The sequence below is a fragment of the Vibrio sp. S17_S38 genome (assembly GCF_014694375.1).
GTDB lineage: Bacteria > Pseudomonadota > Gammaproteobacteria > Enterobacterales > Vibrionaceae > Vibrio.
In genome coordinates, this window is sequence record NZ_JAAUWW010000002.1 from 256,288 (window position 1) to 279,983 (window position 23,696).

General features: G+C 40.2%; 20 protein-coding genes. 3 read left to right on the plus strand and 17 right to left on the minus strand.

Annotated features, from left to right (window positions below; translation table 11 throughout):
• Positions 1-5: 5 nt before the first annotated feature.
• From HC725_RS02760 to ygjJ, 7 genes are all read right to left on the minus strand, one after another.
• Entirely contained in the window at positions 6-917 is a 912-nt protein-coding gene (locus HC725_RS02760) for a DMT family transporter (protein ID WP_190330235.1), read from the minus strand.
• A 128-nt stretch (positions 918-1,045) separates the two neighbouring features.
• The gene (locus HC725_RS02765; RefSeq protein ID WP_190330236.1) at positions 1,046-1,558 is read right to left on the minus strand and encodes a copper chaperone PCu(A)C; all 513 of its coding nucleotides are present in this window, start codon (positions 1,556-1,558) and stop codon (positions 1,046-1,048) included.
• Positions 1,558-2,148 carry an SCO family protein gene (locus HC725_RS02770; RefSeq protein WP_190330237.1) on the minus strand — a complete coding sequence of 197 codons (591 nt, stop codon included), beginning with the start codon at positions 2,146-2,148 and terminating at the stop codon, positions 1,558-1,560. The genes HC725_RS02765 and HC725_RS02770 overlap by 1 nt, the downstream gene beginning before the upstream one ends.
• Positions 2,145-2,621 (minus strand): hypothetical protein, encoded by a 477-nt coding sequence (locus HC725_RS02775; protein WP_190330238.1) that lies wholly within the window; start codon positions 2,619-2,621, stop codon positions 2,145-2,147. Before HC725_RS02775 ends, HC725_RS02770 begins: the two co-directional genes overlap by 4 nt.
• Positions 2,622-2,785: 164 nt before the next feature.
• Entirely contained in the window at positions 2,786-3,700 is a 915-nt protein-coding gene (locus HC725_RS02780) for a DUF368 domain-containing protein (RefSeq protein WP_190330239.1), read from the minus strand.
• Between the two features lie 293 nt (positions 3,701-3,993).
• The gene (gene ygjK / locus HC725_RS02785; RefSeq protein WP_190330240.1) at positions 3,994-6,366 is read right to left on the minus strand and encodes an alpha-glucosidase; all 2,373 of its coding nucleotides are present in this window, start codon (positions 6,364-6,366) and stop codon (positions 3,994-3,996) included.
• An 18-nt stretch (positions 6,367-6,384) separates the two neighbouring features.
• Complete coding sequence (gene ygjJ, locus HC725_RS02790) at positions 6,385-7,437, minus strand: protein YgjJ (protein ID WP_190330241.1); 1,053 nt, start codon at positions 7,435-7,437, stop codon at positions 6,385-6,387.
• A gap of 266 nt (positions 7,438-7,703) precedes the next feature.
• Here ygjJ and HC725_RS02795 point away from each other — a divergent pair, with 266 nt between their 5' ends.
• Positions 7,704-8,036, plus strand: coding sequence for a tRNA-binding protein (locus tag HC725_RS02795; RefSeq protein ID WP_190330242.1), 333 nt, complete (start codon positions 7,704-7,706; stop codon positions 8,034-8,036).
• Between the two features lie 106 nt (positions 8,037-8,142).
• Here HC725_RS02795 and HC725_RS02800 read toward each other — a convergent pair whose 3' ends face one another.
• The 8 genes from HC725_RS02800 to HC725_RS02835 all read right to left on the minus strand — a co-directional run bounded on the left by HC725_RS02800 (position 8,143) and on the right by HC725_RS02835 (position 19,848).
• Positions 8,143-9,567 carry an amino acid permease gene (locus HC725_RS02800; RefSeq protein ID WP_190330243.1) on the minus strand — a complete coding sequence of 475 codons (1,425 nt, stop codon included), beginning with the start codon at positions 9,565-9,567 and terminating at the stop codon, positions 8,143-8,145.
• A 430-nt stretch (positions 9,568-9,997) separates the two neighbouring features.
• Positions 9,998-11,446, minus strand: coding sequence for an amino acid permease (locus HC725_RS02805; RefSeq protein WP_190330244.1), 1,449 nt, complete (start codon positions 11,444-11,446; stop codon positions 9,998-10,000).
• Between the two features lie 125 nt (positions 11,447-11,571).
• Complete coding sequence (locus HC725_RS02810) at positions 11,572-12,033, minus strand: beta-galactosidase subunit beta (protein WP_190330245.1); 462 nt, start codon at positions 12,031-12,033, stop codon at positions 11,572-11,574.
• Between the two features lie 3 nt (positions 12,034-12,036).
• Entirely contained in the window at positions 12,037-15,150 is a 3,114-nt protein-coding gene (ebgA, locus tag HC725_RS02815; protein ID WP_190330246.1) for a beta-galactosidase subunit alpha, read from the minus strand.
• Between the two features lie 250 nt (positions 15,151-15,400).
• Positions 15,401-16,384, minus strand: a complete 984-nt coding sequence (gene ebgR / locus HC725_RS02820) for a transcriptional regulator EbgR (RefSeq protein ID WP_190330247.1) — start codon at positions 16,382-16,384, stop codon at positions 15,401-15,403.
• 339 nt (positions 16,385-16,723) lie between these two features.
• Positions 16,724-17,407, minus strand: a complete 684-nt coding sequence (locus HC725_RS02825; RefSeq protein ID WP_190330248.1) for a hypothetical protein — start codon at positions 17,405-17,407, stop codon at positions 16,724-16,726.
• Positions 17,408-17,536: 129 nt separating this feature from the next.
• Positions 17,537-18,841 (minus strand): L-methionine/branched-chain amino acid transporter, encoded by a 1,305-nt coding sequence (yjeH, locus tag HC725_RS02830; RefSeq protein WP_190330249.1) that lies wholly within the window; start codon positions 18,839-18,841, stop codon positions 17,537-17,539.
• A 50-nt stretch (positions 18,842-18,891) separates the two neighbouring features.
• The gene (locus tag HC725_RS02835) at positions 18,892-19,848 is read right to left on the minus strand and encodes an AEC family transporter (protein ID WP_190330250.1); all 957 of its coding nucleotides are present in this window, start codon (positions 19,846-19,848) and stop codon (positions 18,892-18,894) included.
• A 219-nt stretch (positions 19,849-20,067) separates the two neighbouring features.
• Between HC725_RS02835 and ppnP the strand changes: the two genes are divergently transcribed.
• Entirely contained in the window at positions 20,068-20,349 is a 282-nt protein-coding gene (gene ppnP / locus HC725_RS02840) for a pyrimidine/purine nucleoside phosphorylase (RefSeq protein WP_190330251.1), read from the plus strand.
• A gap of 76 nt (positions 20,350-20,425) precedes the next feature.
• On the opposite strand, the gene HC725_RS02845 is transcribed toward ppnP, so the two are convergent.
• Complete coding sequence (locus HC725_RS02845) at positions 20,426-21,079, minus strand: glutathione S-transferase family protein (RefSeq protein WP_190330252.1); 654 nt, start codon at positions 21,077-21,079, stop codon at positions 20,426-20,428.
• A 158-nt stretch (positions 21,080-21,237) separates the two neighbouring features.
• A complete protein-coding gene (locus tag HC725_RS02850) occupies positions 21,238-22,137 on the minus strand; it encodes a LysR family transcriptional regulator (RefSeq protein ID WP_190330253.1) in 900 nt (299 codons plus the stop codon).
• Between the two features lie 137 nt (positions 22,138-22,274).
• Between HC725_RS02850 and HC725_RS02855 the strand changes: the two genes are divergently transcribed.
• Complete coding sequence (locus HC725_RS02855) at positions 22,275-23,531, plus strand: adenylosuccinate synthase (RefSeq protein ID WP_190330254.1); 1,257 nt, start codon at positions 22,275-22,277, stop codon at positions 23,529-23,531.
• The last annotated feature ends 165 nt before the right edge of the window (positions 23,532-23,696 follow it).

The following is a 23,696-nucleotide window of genomic DNA, read 5'->3' on the forward strand; positions in this document are numbered from 1 at the left end:
TTGCATTATTTTTTATTAATATCGTTATGGTGTTTTTTGCTTTGTAAAATCACAAGGAAAATGCCGCCAAGAATCATCATTGAGGCGAGAATGAATGGCAGCGTGATCGGTTCTGCGATAAATATAGCACCACCGAATGCTGCGATGACCGGAACCAATAGTTGTACTACACCTGCTTGAGTGGCGGATAAACCTCTAAGTGCCACGTACCATAGTGAATATCCCAAACCAGAGGTTAAGGCGCCAGATGCAATAGCCAGTAATATGCCTTGTAAAGTGGGTTGAGAAGGGGTGAATAAAAAAGCGGTCAATAATAATAAAGTGAAAGGTAAGGTTCGGATAAAATTACCCGTTGTATCACATAATGGATCGTCGCACTGTTTTCCCCTAATTGTATATCCAGCCCAAGCAATACCTGCTATCGACATCAATATAAATCCGCTTAAAGACGGAGTGGTTAAGTTTGGTAACACTAGATATAAGAAGCCCGAAAATGCTAACCCGATTCCTAGAAATTCAGTCTTCTTTAATTTCGAACCAGTAAAAAATGAATATAAGATCATGCTGATTTGTACGGCGCCGAATAGAATTAGTGCACCAATGCCGGTATCGAGTGAAAGGTAGGCAATAGAAAAAGTACAAGCATAGAGAAATAGCATGAATGCTGATAACCAACTTCCTTGTGCTTTAGTGTGTGAAGAAAAAGATAAGCGAGAGCGAGCCTTTAACACTAACCACAACATAATCGCACCAGAACTTAAACGAATAATCGTAAAGCTGTATGGATCAATGTGTTCGCTGGTGAGTGCTAATCGGCCTAAAACAGAGTTTGCCGCGAATGCGATGAGAGCTAGGGTGGTAAATAATAACGTGGCAGTCGTGGCTTTAGACGAGGTGATGGAGGTTTTCTGTATCATATGGCATCACTTATTGTCTTAAGGTGCGTAATCGGTTCGTTTGGGTTATTAATATCAACCAAGTAAAGATATTTAGTTGATATTAATAATGACACCATTTTGTCTGTACAGGATTTGTGCTGATGAAATTAATGATCCATCGAATGTTCGGTTTTCTCTGTTTTTTTATGTTCATCGTCGTGTGGCATGCTCATCATGCCTGCCATTACTTTCTTAACTGGAACGGTAATATCTTTGGTTTCACCATTGGCATAAGTGAGTGTGACAGAAATGGTTTGCCCTTCAACTAAAGGTTGTTTCACATTGAGCAGCATTATATGAAAGCTACCTGGTTTCAATTCAACTTGTCCACGTGCCGGTAAAGTAATGTTGGTTACTTGGCGCATTTTCATTAACTCGCCATTTTTTTCTACGGTATGTAGTTCTGCTTTTTCTGCGACATTAGTTGATACCGAGATAAGGCTTCGGTTGTGATCTTGGTGGTTTTCAATAGTCATAAAAATAGCACTATTAACGGCATTCGGTGGCGTGGCTCGTGCGTACGGATTGTCATATTTTAAGCCATCATGGGCGAGTGCAGATCCACTTAATAATAAAGTGATGGTCGTTATACTCGCTAGAGAAAGTAGATTGATTTTCATTATGGTTTTTCCTTTTCTAGTTGCTCAATGGCAACAATAATAGGTTGTGGGTTTAATGTGTGTGGTACTTTTTTCAATAATGAACCATCGGATGCTACAAAGTAGAAATAAGAGCTGTGATCAATGGTGTATTTTAACGCTGAGTCTTTTAATTCAGTCTTTTGAAAAATCACCCCGTAACGGTGAGCCAGAGTTGATATGGTATCGAGTGATCCTGAAAATCCTTCAATGTTCGGGTGAAAATAGTGGGCATATTTTTGAGCATCCTTACCAGAATCACGTTCAGGATCTAAAGTAATAAACATCGGCCGGATCTTATCTAGCTCCGTTTGAGGGAGCTGCTTTAAGGCGGCTGATAACATGGCGAGTGAAGTTGGGCAAACATCTGGGCAACGTGTAAATCCAAAGTATATAACTCGAATGCGCTGGTCTTGGTCATCAAAAATATTGACAACTTCTCCATCGATTCCTTCTAACAAGGTAGCTTGTGGATCTTCGGCATTAATCCGCTCGTGATTATTCATATACAAATTGGCCGCAGCACCAATAATAAATGCCAATATTAATAAGCCTATCCAAGACTTTTTCATTTTTCCATCCTAATTGAAGTATAAATGGTGTTCTGGTTGTTATCTGTTAACGATCCAATCCAAGTCATTTTAGTATCGGTACAAATAGGCAATACAATATTGCCAAAGTAGCTACCATCTGTTTGTTTAATAACAGGAAACTTTACTACTCCTAAATCCATTTCAAGGCCGTGTAAGGTTAACATTAATTTATCGCTATTTTGATTTGGCCAAGTCACATGGATTTGAGTGGCGGTTAATGGGCGCACAATATCAGTATCTAGGGCTAATATGACGTTATTTTGTTGGCATTCTTTGGTTGATAGTGGGCAATAGCGAGACAGATCCCATTTAGGTGCAGTAGAGGTAAATGCGGTATTGTTTTTGACAAAATAATATAAATCAGGAGCATAAAAACCAGCAGTTAATGCCAATCCAATCAATAGGATAGAGTATATAATACGGCGTATATTTGAAGCGACGTTGGCTAGCATATCTATCTCATCAGTAATTTTTTCAATCCGATATTACCAGTAAGGGGTAGTGCGAAACAGACTTTGTTATCAATGTGTGAGTTAGGGAGAATAATAAAGGAAATAATAATAAAAAGCTCAAATCCGAAAACTTGGGCTATTGATTTTAATCTGACGATATTTAGTTAATCGTTTTGAGCGAATTTTTCTAGTAGCCACACCACCAAAACACCACTGATCATACAGATGATCGCTAGGAAGAGTTGTGATGGTTCACCCACTACATGCTCAAATTGATTGGGAAGTAAATTGTGTTGCAGCAATGGTACTTGCTCGCCGTGAGAGTTGGTCATCCAACTTATCGTTTCTTTCCAAGGCCAAATTTTTGGCAGTGTGCCAACCATTAAGCCTGTTAAGAAAATCAGAGTAGCATCACGATGGCGCTTTAATAACCAAGCTAATAGATGCGAAAAGCTTAATAAACCGCAAACTGCACCAATAGCGAACAAACTAATGATACCCAGATCGAGCTCTTTTACGGCAGTCAGAATAGTTGGATAAATACCAAGCAACAGTAAAATAAAGCTACCTGAAATGCCAGGTAAAATCATGGCACAAATAGCAATGCCACCAGCAATAATTAAATTAACAGGTGTGGCTTGCATATTAAGCGGTTGTAAAATCGTAATGCTGTAAGCCAGCGCTATTCCTAGAGCTAAAAAAAGTAAATGTAGGGCTTTTCTTTGTTCGACTTGTTTGAAGATATGTATGACTGAAACTAAAATTAAACCAAAAAAGAAAGACCATAAAGGGATCGGATGGGTGGCTAATAGCCAAGAAATCAATTTGGCTAACGTTAAAATGCTGGTCAGGATCCCGCCAAACAATGCAATCAGAAAGCCCGCATTGATATGCAGTAAAACAGCTTTGAATCCCTCACGTTTCCATAAGCCGAATAAACTTGGATTAACCTTTTGAATGCTGCCAAGTAAGGTATCGTAAATACCGGTAATGAAAGCAATAGTCCCCCCTGAAATACCAGGAACAACATCGGCAGCGCCCATTGCAATGCCTTTGAGATAAGTAAATAAGTAGTTCATCAACCAAAATACCATTAACTGAAAAATGATGAGGATCATCATCTTAATTAGGGGCGTAGGTTGTCATGGTTTACGGTGAAAGAAAAGTCATTTGATGGTTAATTTGGGCTTTATTGGGGGGATCAGAATAGGCGGCCATAAACGAGGATATGGCGCTTTTAATCTTTGGGTATGCCGAATTATGTATGATTTTCTAAATGATGACACTTCTAAAAAATGGCCATCAAATCATGATGACCATTTATATGAGTGTATTAGTAAGAGGCAGTGAACGGTTAGCTTTGTTTTTTTACTTATTGTTTAGTGAAAAAATCGTTATAAAGCATATAAAGATGCGCTGCACTCCATGAGAAATTAGGTGCACCTTGTTGAGCGCCAGTGAGTGGGTTGTAATTCTCACGAATAGGGCCATCTCCGACTAAGCCATCAGCATTGGCAAAGAAAGTGTTCGCCATTCTTACCGCATCATCTCGATAACCGTATTTTTCCATGCCTTTAAGACCAAAATAGAACTGATCTACCCAAACACGCCCACGCCAATAAATATCAGGGCCAAAGGCTGGATTCGTCAGTGAGGCTGTGCCAAGAGGAACATAAGTATCAAATTCTTTACTATCTTCCATTACTTTGACTACGGCATCTGCATGCGCTTGTGTTGCCGCGCCATTAAATAGTGGTGACCAACCTTCTGGGCCTTTGCCGCGCTCAACAATCGGGCGACCGGCACAACCATTGGCAAGTGGCATCGCTTCAATACGAATATCGTAGAAATAACCGGTTTTTTCGTCAAACATGCATTGGTTAATGTAGTCGGCTAAGTCAGTGGCTTTTTGGGTAAATATCGTAGCGTCTGAATCATGCCCCAGAATCGTTGCCATTTCGGCTAAGTAATAGTTATCGCTAACCATATAACTGGCTTGATCGACAGATTCTTGCAGCAAGGAGTAACCTAATAATGTGCCTTTTTCATCACGATTTTGTGCAAAAGAAACATCCCAATCACTGCGTTTACCACCTTGGGCAAGATATTTTTTCATTTGGTCGGGATCGATAAAACCGAAAACGGCAGCATCATCGCGGCCTGATTCCCAAGAGGCTGCCGTTTGGGCTGGGATCTCAATTGAGTCATAATGTTCGGTTTTTAAAATTGCTTGGTATTTATCTAGTCCTGCGAAGGTTTCAGATGTATCCCCTTTGATTACCGTAAACAACATTTTACCGTCGGCGGTATTGTGGGCTTTATCTCGGGTTGCACCATATTCTGGTACTCCGTTATGGTTGTTATCACGGTTGTGTAACCACCAGTTATGGTATGCCACTAATTTCGGGTACATCTCGGTTAACCAAGCTTTATCTTGGGTGGTGCGGTACACCTCCATGACAGCCCATGCAGCCAAGCTCGGCTTAGTATTTCGTTCATTCCAGTTACCCCCATCACCGCCACGTTCTGGGCTTTTATTGTATGCGATAAGGTCGGGAACAAAGCCTGCATCCCAAGGACGAACCGGATCGTTTTCTTGAATTTGATAAGAAAATACGGCACGTATATTGTCTTTTGCTACTTCAGGGTTGAAGTGCGCCATCGCGTAAGCCTGTTTCCAAGTATCCCAAGGCCAAGTTTGATTACCCGAGAACCAACGAGCAGTAACCGATGGGGTCACAGAGTCAAATTTCATTGCACCCGCTGCACCTCGCCAGTTTGCATTTAAGGTTTCAATCGCTTTTACTGCAACACGTTCTTGAGCGGAAGTGGCATCTGGATTCACTAATCCTTTATCTAAATAACCTTGCCAGCGTTGCTGCGACGCTTGGATGTAAAATTGTGGATTCACCAACATATCTTTAATTTTGGCTTGTTCGGTTTGGTTTTCTTCTTTCGTTAATACATGGGAATAGGTGGTGTAAATGGTGGTGGAAGCATCAATATGAGAACGTGCGGTAAATTGATGGCCCTCTATGGTGGTTTTCATCGGAATAGTTTTATGGATTTGATACTCAGACTCACCCGAAGTAAGAAGATCCCATGTTGAACGTACCTTTCCAAAGGTCACCGTTAAACCATCGGTGGTAGGAATAAGAGTGCGCTTATAATTAGGATACGTTTGCTCAATGGTTTTATTGGTTTGAGAATGGCCATTTTTGGCAAATACCTGCTCCATTAATTGCCCGTCCCATACCAGATCCAATGGTTTATCTGTGGTGATTTGGGTTTCCAATAATGAAGTACGATTACTGGCAAAACGCAGCGTCATTTCAATGTTAATGCCGGGTGCGGTGAGCACTTGTTTAAGAGCACCAGGCAGGCTGTAAGCTTCCATCTTAAAATCAACTTTTTGACTGTTTTGATACACACTTAAACGGTCAAAATTATTGGCCATAAAGTTGATGTATTCTTCAGTTAAGAGCGCAGGACCAGGAAAGCCGCCTATGCCTTCTTTATTGTCGGGCAGTATGTGTCCATGCCATGCGCCATCATCAAAGAATGGGCTGTAAACTTGGTGTTCATCTGAATCAGTATCACGCATATATTCAGGAGAACCGGTGCGATTAATAACATTTTTATAATCAGTAGCAAGGTGGTGTGTTTCTTGTGTTTTTTGAGAACAACCAACCATAAGTAAGACACTGGTAATGGTGCAAGCAAGAGTGGTTTTATTGGTTAACATGTTATTTTCCTTTAATAATTACCAGTAGAAGTATTGCATTAAGAAGACTTTATTATCCGATTGGGTGGTGTCGTTATCCATATACCATTTGCTGTCGAATGCTGTCGCAAAACTGCCGCCTCCATATTCAAACCAAATGCCCGCATTGATATAAGAAACGGTTTCATTGTCGGTAATTTCAAATTTTCTTTCAGCGTAGTTATAAGCAGCAGAAAGATAAAAACCTTTGAATGCTTCATACATGGCACTGGTCATCACACCACTTTCGGTTTCATGATCTGTCTCTGCGCCTTTATCGGTGTGGTGCCATATTCGTGTTGCAAGGCCTTTATATTGCACTCCTGCTAGCACCATTTCCCCGCTGCCATCGGTTACTTCTGCGCCGCCCATCAATGTTAAATCATCATATAAGTCGTACTGAACGTAACCATTAATCATCCCATCTAAAATATATTTATCGGCATAACGATCGTATTTTCCAAAATGGACCAGAGCATTATCTTCATCGAAATTACTTTTTGGTGCTGCGGAAAGGCTATAACGAAACTTGCCATCTAGATTTTGTACTTTAATGGCTATATTTACATCGCGAGTATTGGGCACTTCGTAACCATACTCTACGGTCGGATCGCCCCAGTATTGAATATCGTCCAGTGAAGAATCCATACGGCCTGCGATGAATTCTGTTTTTCCGTCAGTGCGATAACCAATATAAGCTCGGTTGATCCCACCTTCGAATCCTCCCCAACCATGACCGGTTGCCCATGGATTTCCCTCATCGTCGGCTTGAACTGTCCAGCCCTCGCCGTATAACAAGCCAAACCAATGATCGAAATTGAACTCAATTCCACCTTCGATATAAGTACCGTCGCTGTATTTATGCTTATCGTCACCTTCTAACATTGTTGAGCCACCAAAACCCACTTCACCATAGAAACGGTAATGTGAACTTTCGGTTGGTGGTAGCTGGGTTGAAGTATGGGTGGCTGGTATTTCAGGATCTTGAGCGTAAGCGTGGAGCGATGTAGCCAGCAAGGTTAAAGCAAAGGTTTTCAGTAAAGGTATTTTCATGGCTTTATTCTTATTTTTTATGATTGTAAAAACACGTTAAGTGGTGAGCAAGCCAAAGAATAATACAGTGCAATCTTTTACTTACCCATGCTTTATTAGTAAACATGTGATCTATATTTAGTAAATATTTACTATTTGTATACATTAAAGCCGAATGATTTGTTAACCTTTGAAAGTAGGCGATAAATGAAGGGAAATATGATCAATCGGGGCCTACCAGCAGCCGATATCATCGATTAAATGTGGTCAATCATAGGAAGAAATTAATGGATATTATTTCGTATGGCGATTTCGCCAAATTAGATATTCGAGTAGGGCGTATTACAAAAGTTAAGCGACATGAAAATGCCGACAAATTGTATATTGTTCAAGTGTGTGTAGGAGAAACAACGTTGCAAACGGTGACCAGCCTTGTGCCTTATTACACTGAGAGCGAGCTGTTGGACAAACAGGTCGTCGTATTGTGTAATTTAGAAAAAGCTAAAATGCGCGGGGAGATATCAGAGTGTATGTTGTTATGTGCCGAGACTGAAGATGAATCGGAAAGTGTATTATTAACGCCAGAGCGGATAATGCCAGCAGGAATAAAAATCGTTTAGCCATATCGTTATAATGACGGATCGTGTTATTCGAGAACGCTAGGTTTATAAAGCCCTTTCTTATTTATGACGTTGAGAAAGGGCTTTTTTAAGTTATCGCTATATTTTACGTGAGTATACTGGCTTCCATTTTCTTTTGTTCATCGGTGAGTGTTTTTTCATATTGATTGTACTTCCACCAAGCGTAGCCAAGGAAGATAACAATACCCCCAACATTATAAAAGATGATCGTGAGTATATGAGCGCTAGAAGGGAAAGTTGCGGCAAAGAAGCCTACGGTAAAAATGGCGATCAAAATAGAAACCACCACAATACCCGTACGGCGAGATCCCATTCTAAAATCACGTTCTAAGTGATCCAGTTTTACGCGCAACATCAAATAGGCAATCATAATAAAAAGTGGTGGCAACATAGAGGCTGCTGCGGTCATATTTATTACGGTGTTCATTAAATCTTGTGCTGTATTTGATCCTATAGTGGGGATGATCATTAAAGGAATAACTATAAAAAATTGCATCCATGCGGCACGTGCTGGAACCCCATTCTTATTGAGTTTAACCGTTTTAGCGCCAAAAATTCCTTGTGGTATCTCAGAGAAAAAAATCTTGACGGGGGTTGCCGTCCACATAAGTAATGAGCCGAGCATTGCTGTGAAAGAAACCAAACCAACGAATCGTGCCATGAACACTTCAGGTAAACCAAAATGGTGGGCTAATCCTTCAAATACTTGCACCGAACCCCCTGTGAATTTTAGTTCTTCTCGGGAGATAAAGACATTAATTAGAATAGAGCTTATTGAGTAAAGTGCTCCAATGAAAATTCCCGCAATAATAATAACTTTAACGAAAGATTTATGACCGCCTTTTATATCGTTTACGTATACGGCGACAGATTCTGCGCCACCTGCCGCCATAAATATCCAAGTAATTACGCCTAAAAATGCCCAGTTAAAATTAGGTGTCATTGCTTCCATACTGATTGGATCGGCGGGTTGAATTCCCCCCATCAATGCACCACCGGCAAGCAAAATATAGGAAAGAGTTAACAGTAACATGAGCGATGAAGTGACCGAGGTAATAGGGCCTAGAAACTTAGCCCCATTAGTTGAAATATAAGTCGCAACGCCAAACAAGATAGTGCAGATCACGGCGGTGGTGAGCGGAGTAAATATATATTCATAACCCAAGAAAGCGTAGGAGCCATAAGCCATTACACGAGGTAATAATGAGGTGAAGAAAAAGAGGTTCACAAACCAATAGGTGTAAGCGGATAAAAATGCCCAGCGCCCACCCAGTGAGCTTTTCACCCAAGCATAGACCCCAGCTTCTGAATTTTTATTCAGAGCAACAAATTCAGCAATGATTAGACAAAAAGGAATAAAGTAAAAGATGGTCGCAATAAAGAACATAGGGGCGGACGAGAGCCCAATTTCAATATTATTGTTCACAACATTATTAAAGCTATAAACAGCAGCAAAGGTCATTGAAAGTAAAGCAAATTTACCAATGGTACTGCGTTTGGGATCCACCATAGTGCTCTCCATTATGTGGGTTGATCTTGTTATTGGTGTAATAATTAATGTGCGATATTTTAACGCATTGATTTTTATGTTTTTTATGTTGTTATGAGTGGTTTTGTTCGATGTTGAAAGTGCGTAAGAATAATACGTCTAGTATTGATTTTTATCTAACGGTTACCTTCTAAAGTGTGATCTTAATTTAGTAAAATATTTACTTTTATTGTTTTGTTGATCTATTTGACGATAGAGGTAGAAAGGAGGGATGACTTAGTTGGTTTATTTTGAGTGGTATTGAATAAAGACATAAAAAGAAATAAAAAGAAATAACAAAGCCCTCTGATATGAAAAGGCTGCAGTGATGACTATTAAGTCAAAAAATATACCGTATTAAGAGAAATATGGCGGTATCGCTAATGGATAACCGCCATGTTTCATTGATTAATTAGTGCGTGTGTGGTGCGATTTTTTTCTCCGCTATGTTGTTATCATTCATATCGGTTTTCTGAGCTTGTTTTTTCTCAAATCGAGCAATCCACCAATAGGCAAGTGCTGAGAATACAGCCGTCATAAAGACATTAATGAAGAAAGCTTTAATTAAATCAACGCCAGTTGGGAAGGCAGAAGCGGCCATACTCACGACAAAAATAGCGATAAGTATCGATACAATTCCCATGCCGACTTTACGAGATCCCATACGGAATTCACGAGGAGTGTCATCGTGTTTCCAGCGGAAGACAAAGTACGCCACCATAATGAAAATTGGTGGAAGCATTGCGGTCCCTGCGGTTAGGTTGATCGCGGTGTTCATCATCTCTTGTACTGATTCTGAACCAAAACCATTAACGACAAGCATGACGACGACAAATACAAATTGCCACCATGCTGCACGCACCGGTACACCATTTTCATTGAGCTCGGTTGTTTTTTCGCCGTAAACGCCTTTTGGGATCTCAGAGAAGTGAATTTTGACTGGTGCCGCAGTCCACATCATCATAGAGCCAAACATAGCAATGAACAGTACGATCCCAACAAAGCGGCCGACTAAGGTTTCAGAAATATGGAAATATTGCGCCATACCGGTAAATATTTCGACCATACCTCCGGCATAAGTTAAATCTTTACTAGAAACAAATACGTTCACAAGTAAAGATCCGCCAGCGTACATTATCCCAATGCCAACCCCAGCGGCAATGATCACTTTTATGAATGATTTCGTTCCACCTTTTACATCATTGAGATAAGCCGCCGCCGTTTCTGCACCGCCTGCTGCTTGGAAAATCCAACACATAATACCGAGCGTTGCCCAGTTAATAGTTGGGGTCATTGCTTCTAATGTGATCGGCTCTGCAGGGACAATGTTGCCACCTAATGCCATTAACGCGCCAACAATATAAATACCAAATAAGGCGAATACGCCATAAGCAACAAGTTCAGAAATTTTACCTAACCACGACGCGCCTTTAGTCGAGATATGCGTTGCCGCCGCAAAAAGAATAATAGAGATAATCGAGGTGATCATTGGAGAGAATGCATATTCATACCCTAGCATCGCATAAGAAGCGTAGGCGATAACGTTAGGTAGCAATGAGATAAACCAAAATAGGTTCACGAACCAGTAAAGGAATGAACCTAGATAGGCCATTCTGGTGCCTAATGGTTGTTTTAGCCAATCGTACATGCCGGATTCAGAATCTTTATTAGCTGAAACAAATTCGGCAATAATAAAAACAAATGGAATGAAGTAAACGATGGTCGCAAATAAGAAAATTGGTGCTGAACTTAAACCCAGCTCAATATTGTTGTTAACGATGTTACGAACGTTAAATACGGCTGCAAACGTCATGGACAGCAAAGCGAATTTGCCGATAGTGCCACGCATAGACTCAGTCATGTGGTGTTCCCCCTGAATTTTATTAATGACTCACGATAGATAGTTAAATTTTGATATTCATCGTGAGTACTGTTTTTTTATTTGGGATAGTCAGCCTGACTATCCCCTTTATTTTTATCCCAGTATCATTTATTTAAGAAATAGCCATCTTCGATGGTGACTTTCAAAGCCACTTTTTTACAGAGTTGGGAAGCGATGCATCGATAGGCATTTTCATTATTAAAAATAACGATCTGACCTTGTGATAGCTGAGCTTTTTGACCATTACCGGTGAAAGATTCGCGATCGGTTTCATCTTGATAAGCATGAGTAGTCGTGAGTGACTTTTTGTCTGCCCATTCAATCTCTTCACCGCCTTCAAGGTAATAATGCACATCAAAATAACGGCGATTTCCGATGAAGTCTGAGCAGTGTTGCTGCTCATTAGCGATGTTTTCTTGGATCATGTACACCAATGAGTCGCCAATAGAATGCATGACGTTTGGCTGTATATTGTTCAGGTTATCAATAGCTTCAATACAGCGATTCCATTTTTTACCGTCACGGTAGACCACTTTAAACTGTTCTAAATTATCTAAAATAATCATGCCTTATGCCTCGTTTTCACATTGTGTTATTGGGTTAGAAACTACTGACGGAACAAACAATCCTTTCTCGAATTGGTGTTTGGCCAATTCTTGCGCTGCATTATGGCCACCTTCAAGTGGTGCAAGTGTGAGGGCGTAGCGGAAGGTATCCATATACACACGATAAGAATCTAATACTTCACTTCCCCAAGAATTTGATCCTAAACCCATGACTTGATGATCAAGATTGAGTGTGATGTAGCCGCTTTCTTCAAGCTCAATAGTATGTTGTGCTTGATGAATATTTTGGTTGGTGTAATGCCAAGCACTGAGGTTGATCGGTTGCTGTGGCTTCACCAATAAGCCTTTGCCTTGGCGGTTAGTCAGTGCAGCCCAACGAACATCTTGTCGATTGCCGTTGTTTTGTGGGAATGGGTAATTTACAAACATATCGCGCACTGTGGTTTGGTACACATCAATGTGATTGGCTTGTTGGCTGTCTTGATAGTTTTCTTCTGGACCTCGACCATAATATTGAACGATATTGAAATCTTGCTTAATCCCAAGATCAAGCCCAATCACTGGAATCACGTGAGGATAGTCGCCATAACGTTCGCCACTTAATTCTATATTTAATTGGCCCATCGCATTGATTTGGTAGCGATATTTACAGCGCATACCAAAATCGAAGACTGGTGGGGCAATGATGCTGGTGGTGGTGATTTCAATAGTATCTTGCATGCTTTGAACGTCGAGTGTGCGGAAGTGCTCTTGCATAATTTGCAAGTGAGCGGGCTCCCATAGACCTTCATGTTCTTGTTTATGATTATCGATCATCGGTTTAAAGAAGTTTAACTTAGGCGCAGAAACAATCATTTCCTCACCATTGATCTTCCATGAAGTGAGTTTGCCGTTGAGTTTAGAAAATATCAGAGCAAAATTATGCCCTTGGATGTGGTATTCCAAACGATCTTCATTAAGAACTAAAGGCAACCTATTGCTATGCTGGTAATCTTCTAAAGCGGCGGTATTGGTTTTGACTTGGAATTGATATCCAGCAATAGCATGGTGCGCATCGCTATAAGAGGTACGAGAGTCTTTATGAATAGATACGGTGAGGAATACTTCTCGAGTATCAAGCTCAGGTAATTCAATTTGAATCTTACGACTCGTATTGGCATCCAGTGCTTCTACTTTTAAAGTTTGGCTTGATAAAGTTTGTCCTTCTGCCCGGAATTCAACCGTAAAGGTGTAATCATCAAGGTTACTAAACCACAGCTTATTATCGATAGTTAATTGACCTTTTTGGGCATCAAAATCACGTACCTTTATTGGGGCAATAACCTGTTTGTATTCTTTTAAACCTGGTCCTGGGGTTTGGTCGGAGAAGATTAGGCCATCCATACAGAAGTTGTAGTTATTTGGATAATCTCCATAGTCACCACCGTATTTATAGAATTCATTGCCTTGATCATCTTGCGCTAAAATACCGTGATCACACCATTCCCAAACAAAGTGACCTTGAATTGAATCGTGTTGGTAAAATACATTTTGGTATTCGGTTAATCCGCCAGGTCCGTTACCCATCGCATGAGCATATTCGCAGATAATACGAGGCTTAGGATGTGGGTGTTCACCAAAGGCATTCATCAGTTGAGCGCGAGAATACATGGTGCTGATGATGTCTACGACTTCTGCATCTCGATCTTCTTCATAATGAACTAAGCGAGTGTCATCAATGGCTCTACAGGCTTGGTACATGGCCTTGATATTACAGCCATAACCCGATTCATTACCGAGCGACCAGATAATGATCGATGGATGATTTTTTTGTGCATGAACGTGGCGCTCAATTCGATCGACAAAAGTGCTTTCCCATTCAGGATCGTTGGTAATGCGGCTTAAATCGCCCACGTTAGCAAAACCATGAGTTTCTACGTCGGTTTCACCCATAACGAATAAACCATAGATATCGCATAGCTCGTAAAAACGAGGATCGTTCGGATAATGGGCGGTACGTACTGAGTTGATGTTGTGTTGTTTCATCAAGATGATGTCTTTTTCAACACGATCCATCCCCACTGCACGGCCTTTAAGGTGATCGTTATCGTGGCGATTAACACCATGTAGCATCACGTATTGATTGTTCACATAAAACAACCCATCACGAACCTTAATGTCACGAAAACCAACTCGTTGCGGGATCACTTCTAGAGTATTACCCTGCTGATCTTTTAATGTGATGAATAATTGATACAGATTAGGTGTTTCTGCATTCCATTGTTTCGGTTGATTAACCTCAAATGAGAAATCGATGGTATGTTGGCGTTGAACACTAAACGCTTCTGAAAGCGTTTGCGTTACGAGTGTATGCCCATCGTATAAAGCGTATTCAAGCGTGAATCGATTCGATTGTTCGCTGAGCGTACTCGCTACATCAATATGCCCGCTTAAAGTGGCATTTTGGTAATTATGATCAAAGTCGGTGCGAAGTTGGATATCGTGAATATGCGTAGCATGTTGCCCCACAAGGTAGACATCTCGGAAAATACCGCCGGTCCACCACATGTCTTGATCTTCAATATAGGTTGAATCGGCCCATTGCATTACGCGAACACAAAGCAGGTTTTTGCCCGCTTGTACCGCAGCAGAAATATCAAATTCAGCGGTTAAGCGGCTGCCTTTACTAAAACCGATATATTGGCCGTTTACGTACACTTCAAAATAGGTTTCGACACCATCAAACTTAATCAGTGTTTGCTGCTGATCCCATTCTTGACCTAAAAAGAATTCGCGTTGGTACGCACCGGTCGGATTATCGGTTGGAACGAAAGGAACATCGATAGGGAAAGGAAAGCCTTCATCGGTGTATTGTAGATCACCATGTCCTTCCATTTGCCACATGTTTGGTACCGTAATATCTGACCATTCTGGCATTGCTTGAGAATAGAACGCTTCAGAGACAAACTGTGGATTTGTGAAATATTGAAAGCGCCATTGACCACTCAGTAGTTGGAAGTGTTGGCTTAATTCACGTTGAAATGTTGTCGCGAGTTTTTCCGTTGCATACGAGAAAAAATACGCACGTGGCGCTAAACGATTCTCATGTAAAAGTTGGAAGTTTTCCCAATTGTTCACGTTGCCTCCTAGTCGGAATAGCTGTAATCCGAGGTCAGTAATAATTAATGAAGTAAATATTTACCTATTATTAGTAAAAGTTTTACTAAGTAAATTTTTGTGTTCTGATAATAGTACTTCGATCACATTAAATAAGTGATCAGGTGGATTAGATGAGAGGTAGTGTCATAAAAAAGCCCCACTTAACGTTAAGTGGGGCTTGGGTGTAAATGATTGGAATAGTATTAATGATACTAAATTGTGATCAATATTATTTGGTGGTGTTACGCAACTTTAATTCAGTTGGTACGATAATTTTGACGGGAATGTCGCGGCCATCTCGAACTTTCCCAACCAGCAAATTGACGGTTTGAATTCCCATCATTTCCGCATGAATCTTCACCGTTGAAAGAGAAGGGAAGGTAAATTTAGCCGTTGGAATATCATTAACACTGATCAGAGTAATGTCTTTAGGAATACTGAGCCCATGCTCATGAATAGCGCGTAAGACACCAATAGCAATAGAGTCGGATGCAATAAATAATGCTTTCGGATACGCTTTTTTGGCCAGCATTTCTTTAGCCAATTCGTAACCGGAAGAGCTAGAAAAATCACCACGATAAATGTCATCATCGTTGACCACATTTTTTAGCTTACCATATTCTGAAAATGCAATTTCACGGATGTCAGTAGTATCAACATAATCTTGGCCACCAATAAAGCCAATGCGATTGTAACCCTGAGCAATAAAGAAATCTGTCACCTGCTTACTGATAGAGACGAGATCGATATCCACACAATCAAAAGACAGATCACAAGCAGAGTAATCGACAAAACATAAGTTAGAACTTATCTCTTGTGCTGCATTGATCACCTTAGTTTGCTTGTTGCCAACTAAAATGATGCCGGTAATTTTATTGCTTTTTTTAGGGAGCTTATTTTCATAGCAGTTCGTAATTTCAATTTTGAGCTTTTCACATTGTGTTTCAATACCATGACGAATCGATAAGTAATAAGGGTCATTTACTTCTGCTTCTTGTTTATGGGTATAAAGCGCAAGGAAATGATGATGGTATTTCTTTGCTGATTGAGAGATTCGATCGCTCGTTGTTTTATATTCTAAGCTTTCAGCAATTTCAAAAATGCGTTGCTTGGTTTGTTCTTTCACGCTTAAGTTAGGATCATCATTTAAAACGCGTGATACTGTGGCAGAAGAGACACCTGCAGCCATTGCTATATCTTTTAACGTGGTCATGGAGATAGCCTAAGGTTGTTTCATTGAATAAATAATAATGATTGTAATAAATCGATCGTTAAAACACATTAACTTTTACTAAAATTTTGATGTTTAAGTAGAATTTTATTCTGAGTAGAGTTTTTTTGAGGTAAAAGCGGCTTACTTTTTGAGGCTTGTTGTGTCATTAAATGAAAAACATGATGGAGATAATTTGAGGGTTTAATTCTCTGTGTCATTGCCTTAACGAAAAAATGCCCAGTAATTTAGTGGCTATGTATACTCTGATGACATGGTTTTGTAGTCTAAAAAATTGAACGACGAATGGTTAATTTTGTCGGGGTTATATAGCTAATATCATTATTGAAAAGCCCACCAAAAGGCTTGATAGAACGCATCTTTTGCATTTTTTTCAATGACTAACCCGTTGGATGATAATAAGCGATCAAAAGGCCATGTCATTATCTCTTGAATTGAGGCTCTAAGCCGAGCTTTATTTTTGAATTTTCGACGTTCTAAATAAGGCAATTTGATTTCGTTTTTACTGCCTTGAATTAAGGTGGTTATTTTTTGCCCTAACGGTAGGTGAGGTTGAATAGCCACTAAATTATCACTAACAAATAGTGTACGACTGGTGGGATCGCAAAAGATCATTTTGTTTGGATGATCGTCACTGACTACCGAGGTTTGTAGCAGTTGTCCTTGCCAAAGTTTAGGTGTGTTGTTTGAAAGCACACCATCAAAATTAAGATCGGTTCGTTTTTCAATTAACGCATGTGTGGCATAAAAATACGCTTCTGAATAGGCCAACCACCAGTCAGATAAATATTGATGGTAAGTCGATGTTGGTGAAATGATGGCTTTCAGCGTACCAAGATTAGATAGCTCTAATTGCTTCTGCGTATCCAATTCAATCGGTGAGATCACGACCAATTGTTCATTTTCCAACTTAATGACGATCATGCGCTGAAGATGCGTTAATCCAAATTTATGGTATGGCATATCTTCATACCATACACGACCAGCTTCCCATTCAATTAACATTTAAATTGCTTCCTGCAAATATGCCTTTTGGCTCAATATACTTTTAAACTAATACACAGTTGTATCTGCATTGTAGTTTATCTCAAGTGATGATAACTGTAATTAGGAATCAATCTTAAATCATTATTTTTATAGAGAAGGTGTTTTATATTGACGATTAAACCACGTTTTCCAAGGCATCATTAAAAGTGTGAAAATGCAGATGGCATAGAGCATACTCCAACCTAAACATAGGAAGACGATGCTACACAGGAGTGTTGAGAAACCAGCTAAGTATTTACTCCAACCGGTCAGTAACCGATAAGCTGAAAGCATGGCTAGCAAGTATAACAATACAAAAACACTGTTCGCTAGTTTGACTAAAGTTTCAAGATCTAGATTCGTGATATGACCAATGGTGACAGATAAAAATAGTACCACGGCTACAGCATAGGTGGCTTTGGTCGGCACACCACGTTTGGATAAACGAGTGAGGCTGCTGGTGGGCTGATAATCACGGGCTTGCGACCACACTAAGCGAATCATGCTTTGAGTATATAAATTGATGCTAGCAAAACAAGCAAAGTAACCAATTAGGGTGATCACGGTGGCAAGCTTATTCCCGAGTAGTTGTTCGCTTAGCCAAGGAATGGAACTGTGCGCCAATATGTTTGGCTCAAATGCATGAAATTTTAAGATCACAACGGAGCACGCCCAATAAATAAATCCTGCTACAAAGCAACCAAGAATGATCGCGATGGGAAAATCTCGTTGCGGATTTTTAAATTCTTCTCCCATGTGTGTAAAAGCTTCTATACCAACAAAACACCAAAACATAACTGCTAGCGCTGTACCAATAGGGTATATCGCAGAAGCATTCAAACTTGGCATTGGAATATCATCAATCCCAATATCACTTTGCCAAAAGAGTATCGCCACCAATGCAAAAATGCTGATCGCAATGAGCGTTTGAAAGTGAGATGAAGATTTACTGCCTAACAAGGTGAGCGCGAGAATAAGAACGATAGTGAGGATTTCCGATAAATAATATCCATCAATAAACCCAATACCTTGATTTAATAAATTGGGCATCCATTGGTTATCAAACAATATGGCATGACCAAAGCCGCCCGCCAAAGTAATCGCGGCTGGAAGACCAACAGGAAGCACACTTAAAAATAACCAAGCGACGCTGCGTTCGGTTTTGGAATTGAAAGCTTGGCGAACAAAATACGCAGTACCGCCCGCATTTGGGTAGCGTTGCCCTAAAATTGCAAAGGTGAGAGCAATGGGACAAATAGCAATGAATAGGATCACCCAAGCCCATAATGACCAAGTGCCTGCTAGATTGGCCGCAATCGCTGGGATCATGAATAAACCAGTCCCTAGTAAGGTGGTTGAAAGCTGACCAACACCGCCTAAAAGGGTAATTTCTTGTTTTAAATTTTCACTCATTTACTGCTCTTTTATGATTTGGATATTGAATGTATATATTTTCGCTTCAATTACATGAGCTGAAAACTCGAGAGCAAAATAATCCCTAAGCTGCATGTGAGTATTGAACCTACGGTGGTCAAAGCAATAATATTGGCAGCTAAAGTAGCGTTTCCTCCCATGGAACGAGCCATCACATAACTGGCTGCAGCGGCCGGAGAAGATGTCATGAAAAAGATCACTCCCAGTTCTAGGCCTTCAAATCCATACCAGTAAGCGCCAAGAGTGCTCATAAGTGGACAAAGAATTAATCGATAACTGCTGGCAAGAATATTGGCGGCTTTATCGTGCTGTAATTCTCGAATATTCAAAGAACCACCTGCGCATAATAAGGCTAAAGGCAGTGTCATATGTGCAAAATATTGCCCAGCATGGATAACCATTTCTGGTACAGGAACACTCAGCTTACTGGCAACTAATGCAAGCGTAATCGCGATAATTAATGGATTTTTTATAATGGCTTTGAGCATCCCAAGATAAGATTTAAGACTTGGTTCTTGGCTTTTAGGGGTTAAGGCTATTACGGCTAAAATATTATATAAAATGGTGACACCAGCAATATAGATAGCCGCAATTGCAACGCCTGTTTCTCCATAAGCATTACTGACATAAGCCAGTCCAATAATCGCCATGTTCGAACGAAAAGCCCCCTGAACGATCACACCTTGATCTTTAGGTTCTTTAATGAACATTCGGGTTGTTATTGTGGCGAAAATAAAAAATACGATAGTAGAAATCATCCCAAACATGACCAAGGACAAGCTATCTGATGAGATGCTACTAGATTTGATAATGCTTAGAAATAATAACGCAGGTAGCGTAACTCGAAAGACCAGTTTGGAGGCAACTTCGATGAAATTATCGTTTATCATCTTAAAGTTGCGTAATAGTACCCCGAGCAATAACATCAAACAGATAGGGCCGGTAATAGAGATAGAAAAGGCAAAATGCTGCATCAATTCAGTCATAATTTTTCCGTGAAAAGAAGAGGTAAGATTCATACTGGAAGTACGCGCCAAAATCAATTAGAGAGTAACTCTATGTCACTCTTTAATCGTTAATGTCATTCAAACAAAAAGTACCATAAAAGTGACTAAAAATGATCGGTAACAGAAAATAAATCTTGAGTTAAATGAAGAGCTCAGATAAAAAGAGTGCGTCAATCATTTATTAATAGGGACATAAAAATGATCAAAGAAAATACATATTTTGAAGGTTCGGTAAAATCATTGGGTTTTACGCAAGAAGATGGTGATAGCAGTGTTGGTGTTATGGCTGCGGGTGAATATACATTTGGTACTGCGGCTCCAGAAAAAATGACCGTAGTAAAGGGCGCACTAACAGTAAAATTACCGGGTAGCGAAGAGTGGATCACTTATGAAGCAGGCCAAGCTTTTAATGTGGTTGGTGACTCTTCTTTTGATCTTAAAGTGATTACGCCAACGGCTTATTTATGTGAGTATCTTTAAAGAGGGCTGATTCATTCCACCTACGGAATACCCTCTTAACACAAGTTAAAGCCTATATTTAAACAATATCGATGCACTATTTCAGGGATGCGAGCATTGCTTGTTCGTCTTGTAATAATGCCTGCATCGAAGGACGAGCTTTAATACGAGAAATAAGAGCAGTAAGGTTAGGCCAACGCTGCTCATCTAATCGCTCACCAGCATATTCCATATTAATTATCTGACAAGTGAATGACAAATCCGCAAGACTTAAAGTGTCACCCACCAAAAATTCTGCATTTCCAAGGCTTTGTTCAAGATAGTCAAAGTGCGTCGGCAGCTTTTCATTCATTGCCAATTGCACCATATTTTCATCACACGTTTTATTCATACTTGGATTAATGATTCGATGCTGAAATATAGTGAAGGTTGTGAGCGGTGATAATTCATAGTCGGCATATTTCTCTAACCATCGTACTGTCGCTTTTTGTTCCGGACTTTGACCTAGTAATGGTGTTAGTTCAGGATGTTTATCCTCAATATATTGGCAAATTACACTAGAATCGGCCAATGAAAAATTGCCGTCTTTTATGGCAGGAATTCGCCCTAAAGGATTAATGTTTAAAAACCAAGATGGTTGATTAAAAGGTGGCACTATTTCTAATTGGTAATCGATCCCTTTTTCGAATAAACACAAGCGTAATTTACGCACAAATGGAGAGAGCGGAACGCCATAAACAGTTAAGCTCATGATTAAATCCTTATTTAGTCGACAATATTAAAGAAGTAAAAGAAAGAGTTCTTGAGTCTACTCTCTAACCAGCAATATGACTATCTTCCAGCAATATTACTATCTTGAAACAGGTGTTGATTATATGAGATTGAAATGGCCTCATTTTTACTTAATATTTATTCTACCGTGAGTTGCCTACGTATCATCTCATCATTCACCCAGTGTAATAATTGTTTTATTGCTTTCGATAACACCTGATTCTGACGCACGATATAACCTAAGCTGGTGGTGGGAAATTGCGGTAGTGGTGTGACGGAGGTGGTCAAGTTTAACTTTGTATGCAGTGAAAATTCTGGAACGATGGCCACGCCAAATCCCGCTTCTGCCCAATCAATTTGAGCATCGACACTGCCCACTTCCATAATGCGATAGTTTGGCAAGTTTAAAGAAGGTAGTGCGCTGTCTAGTAAATCGCGAGTTCGAGTATCGTGACCGAGTAAAATCAACGTTGGTGGCTCGGTTAACGTAATATTTTGATTATCTTTCGCTTGTTGCCATAAACTTAAGTTGTTACCTAGAGCACACCATTTTATTTTTTGTAGCTCGGTAAAATGCAGTGGTTCACTTTCTTTTTGTGCAATCACAAATCCAAGATCGGCTTCGGCGCTTTTTACTAAGCTTGATGCTTGTGATGAAGTGGTATTGAGAAGTGAGAAATCAATACCAGGGAATTCTTTTTTAAATAACTGAAAAGGTTCAATCAGGAGTAAGCGAGAAATAATATCGCTAGCCGCAATAGTTAATGTACCTAAACTTAAATCATTAATCGCATTAAGATCTGATTGACATACTTGAAGATCCTGTAAGGTTTTTTGTCCTGTATCTAATAGCCGTAATCCTGCTTGGGTTAAGCAAAATGGATTGCGTTCAATGAGCTTTACTCGAGTGGTTTTTTCTAACTGTTTAATATGTAGACTGACATTGGGTTGAGTCATGTGCAGGGCATTAGCCGTTTTACCAAAGTGTTTTAATTCTGCTAAGGTCACAAAGGTTTTAAGCCAGTGGATATCTAACATGCTATTGCCTCCCAAATTCAGATTGTCGTGATGATTCATGTTATATGCAATTCTTATCAAGACAATAATTATAATTAATTTCTCTTATTTAGATAGGAGAGATAACATATTCGCTTAATCAATTTGGAGAATAAATTATGCCGTCTATTGTTGTTGTTGGTGCTAACTGGGGTGATGAAGGCAAAGGCCGTATCGTGGATTTTTTAGCGGAAGATGCGTCTGCCAGTATTCGCTTTCAAGGTGGTAACAACGCAGGCCACACTGTGGTCAATGATTTCGGCACCTTTAAATTACACCAGCTACCAAGCGGTATTTTTAACCCAAATTGTATTGCGGTTCTTGGGCCTGGTATGGTCATTAGCCCTGCGGCATTAAGTGAAGAAATGGCAGAAGTGAAAGCGGCTGGCGTCGAAGTGAAAATGTGTATTTCTGATCGCGCAACACTTTGCCTTCCACTGCATGCTCTTGAAGATACGCTTGAAGAGTTACGTTTAGGCGATGCAGCTTACGGTTCTACTCGTCAAGGTATTGCACCAGCTTATGGCGATCGAGTCATGAAGAAAGGCATTTTAGTCGGTTGGTTAAATCAACCAGAAGTCCTGCAAGAACGTATTCAATTTATGCTTGACTGGAAAATGCCACAATTAAAAGCCTTATATCCAAGCTGTGATTTTTCTCAAAGTGCAGAAGAAATGACGCAATGGCTACTTGAAGTGACAGCGGCTTGGCGTCCATTTATTTGTAATGTGACTGAGCCTTTAAAAGCGTTACAAAAACAAGATGCAAATCTTTTATTTGAAGCGCAATTAGGCGCTGGCCGTGATTTGGTTTATGGCGAATACCCTTACACGACATCATCAAATGTGACGGCAGCTTATGCTGGAATTGGCAGTGGTTTACCTGCACTTCGTCCTGAGCGTATTGTTGCGGTAGCTAAATCATTTAGCTCATCGGTTGGTACGGGGACTTTAGTGACCGCAATGGAAGAGCAAGATAACTTCCGTGAAAGTGCTAATGAGTATGGCGCAGTGACTGGTCGTCCTCGTGACATGGGTTACTTTGATGCCGTTGCAACTCGTAATGGCGTTGAGCTGCAAGCGGCAACCGAAATTGCACTCACTAAGATCGATTGCTTATCTGGCATGCAAGATTTAAAAATCTGTGTTGCTTACGACGGTGATCATAGTGAAAACCCAATCTGGCCACAAACAGCGGCATTAAGTCCAGTTTATGAGCAGATGGAAGGTTGGAGCGAAGATATTACGGGTTGCCGTACTTTTGAAAGCTTACCATCGGCGGCGCAGCATTATGTTGAGCGTATTGAAGCCTTAATGGGGGTTCCGGTGAGCATGGTATCGGTTGGACCAGAACGCGATCAAATGATTATTCGATAGTTTTATCAATCTTTATAAATAAGAATTATAAACCTCGCTTAATACGATAAGTATTTGCGAGGTTTTTTTATGCCTGTTTGCTTATCGGCCTAGCGTTGTTTTCATTACTTTGGAATGAAGAAGGTCGGATATCAGATTGAAGAAAAGGGCAGTGAAAGGGCAGAA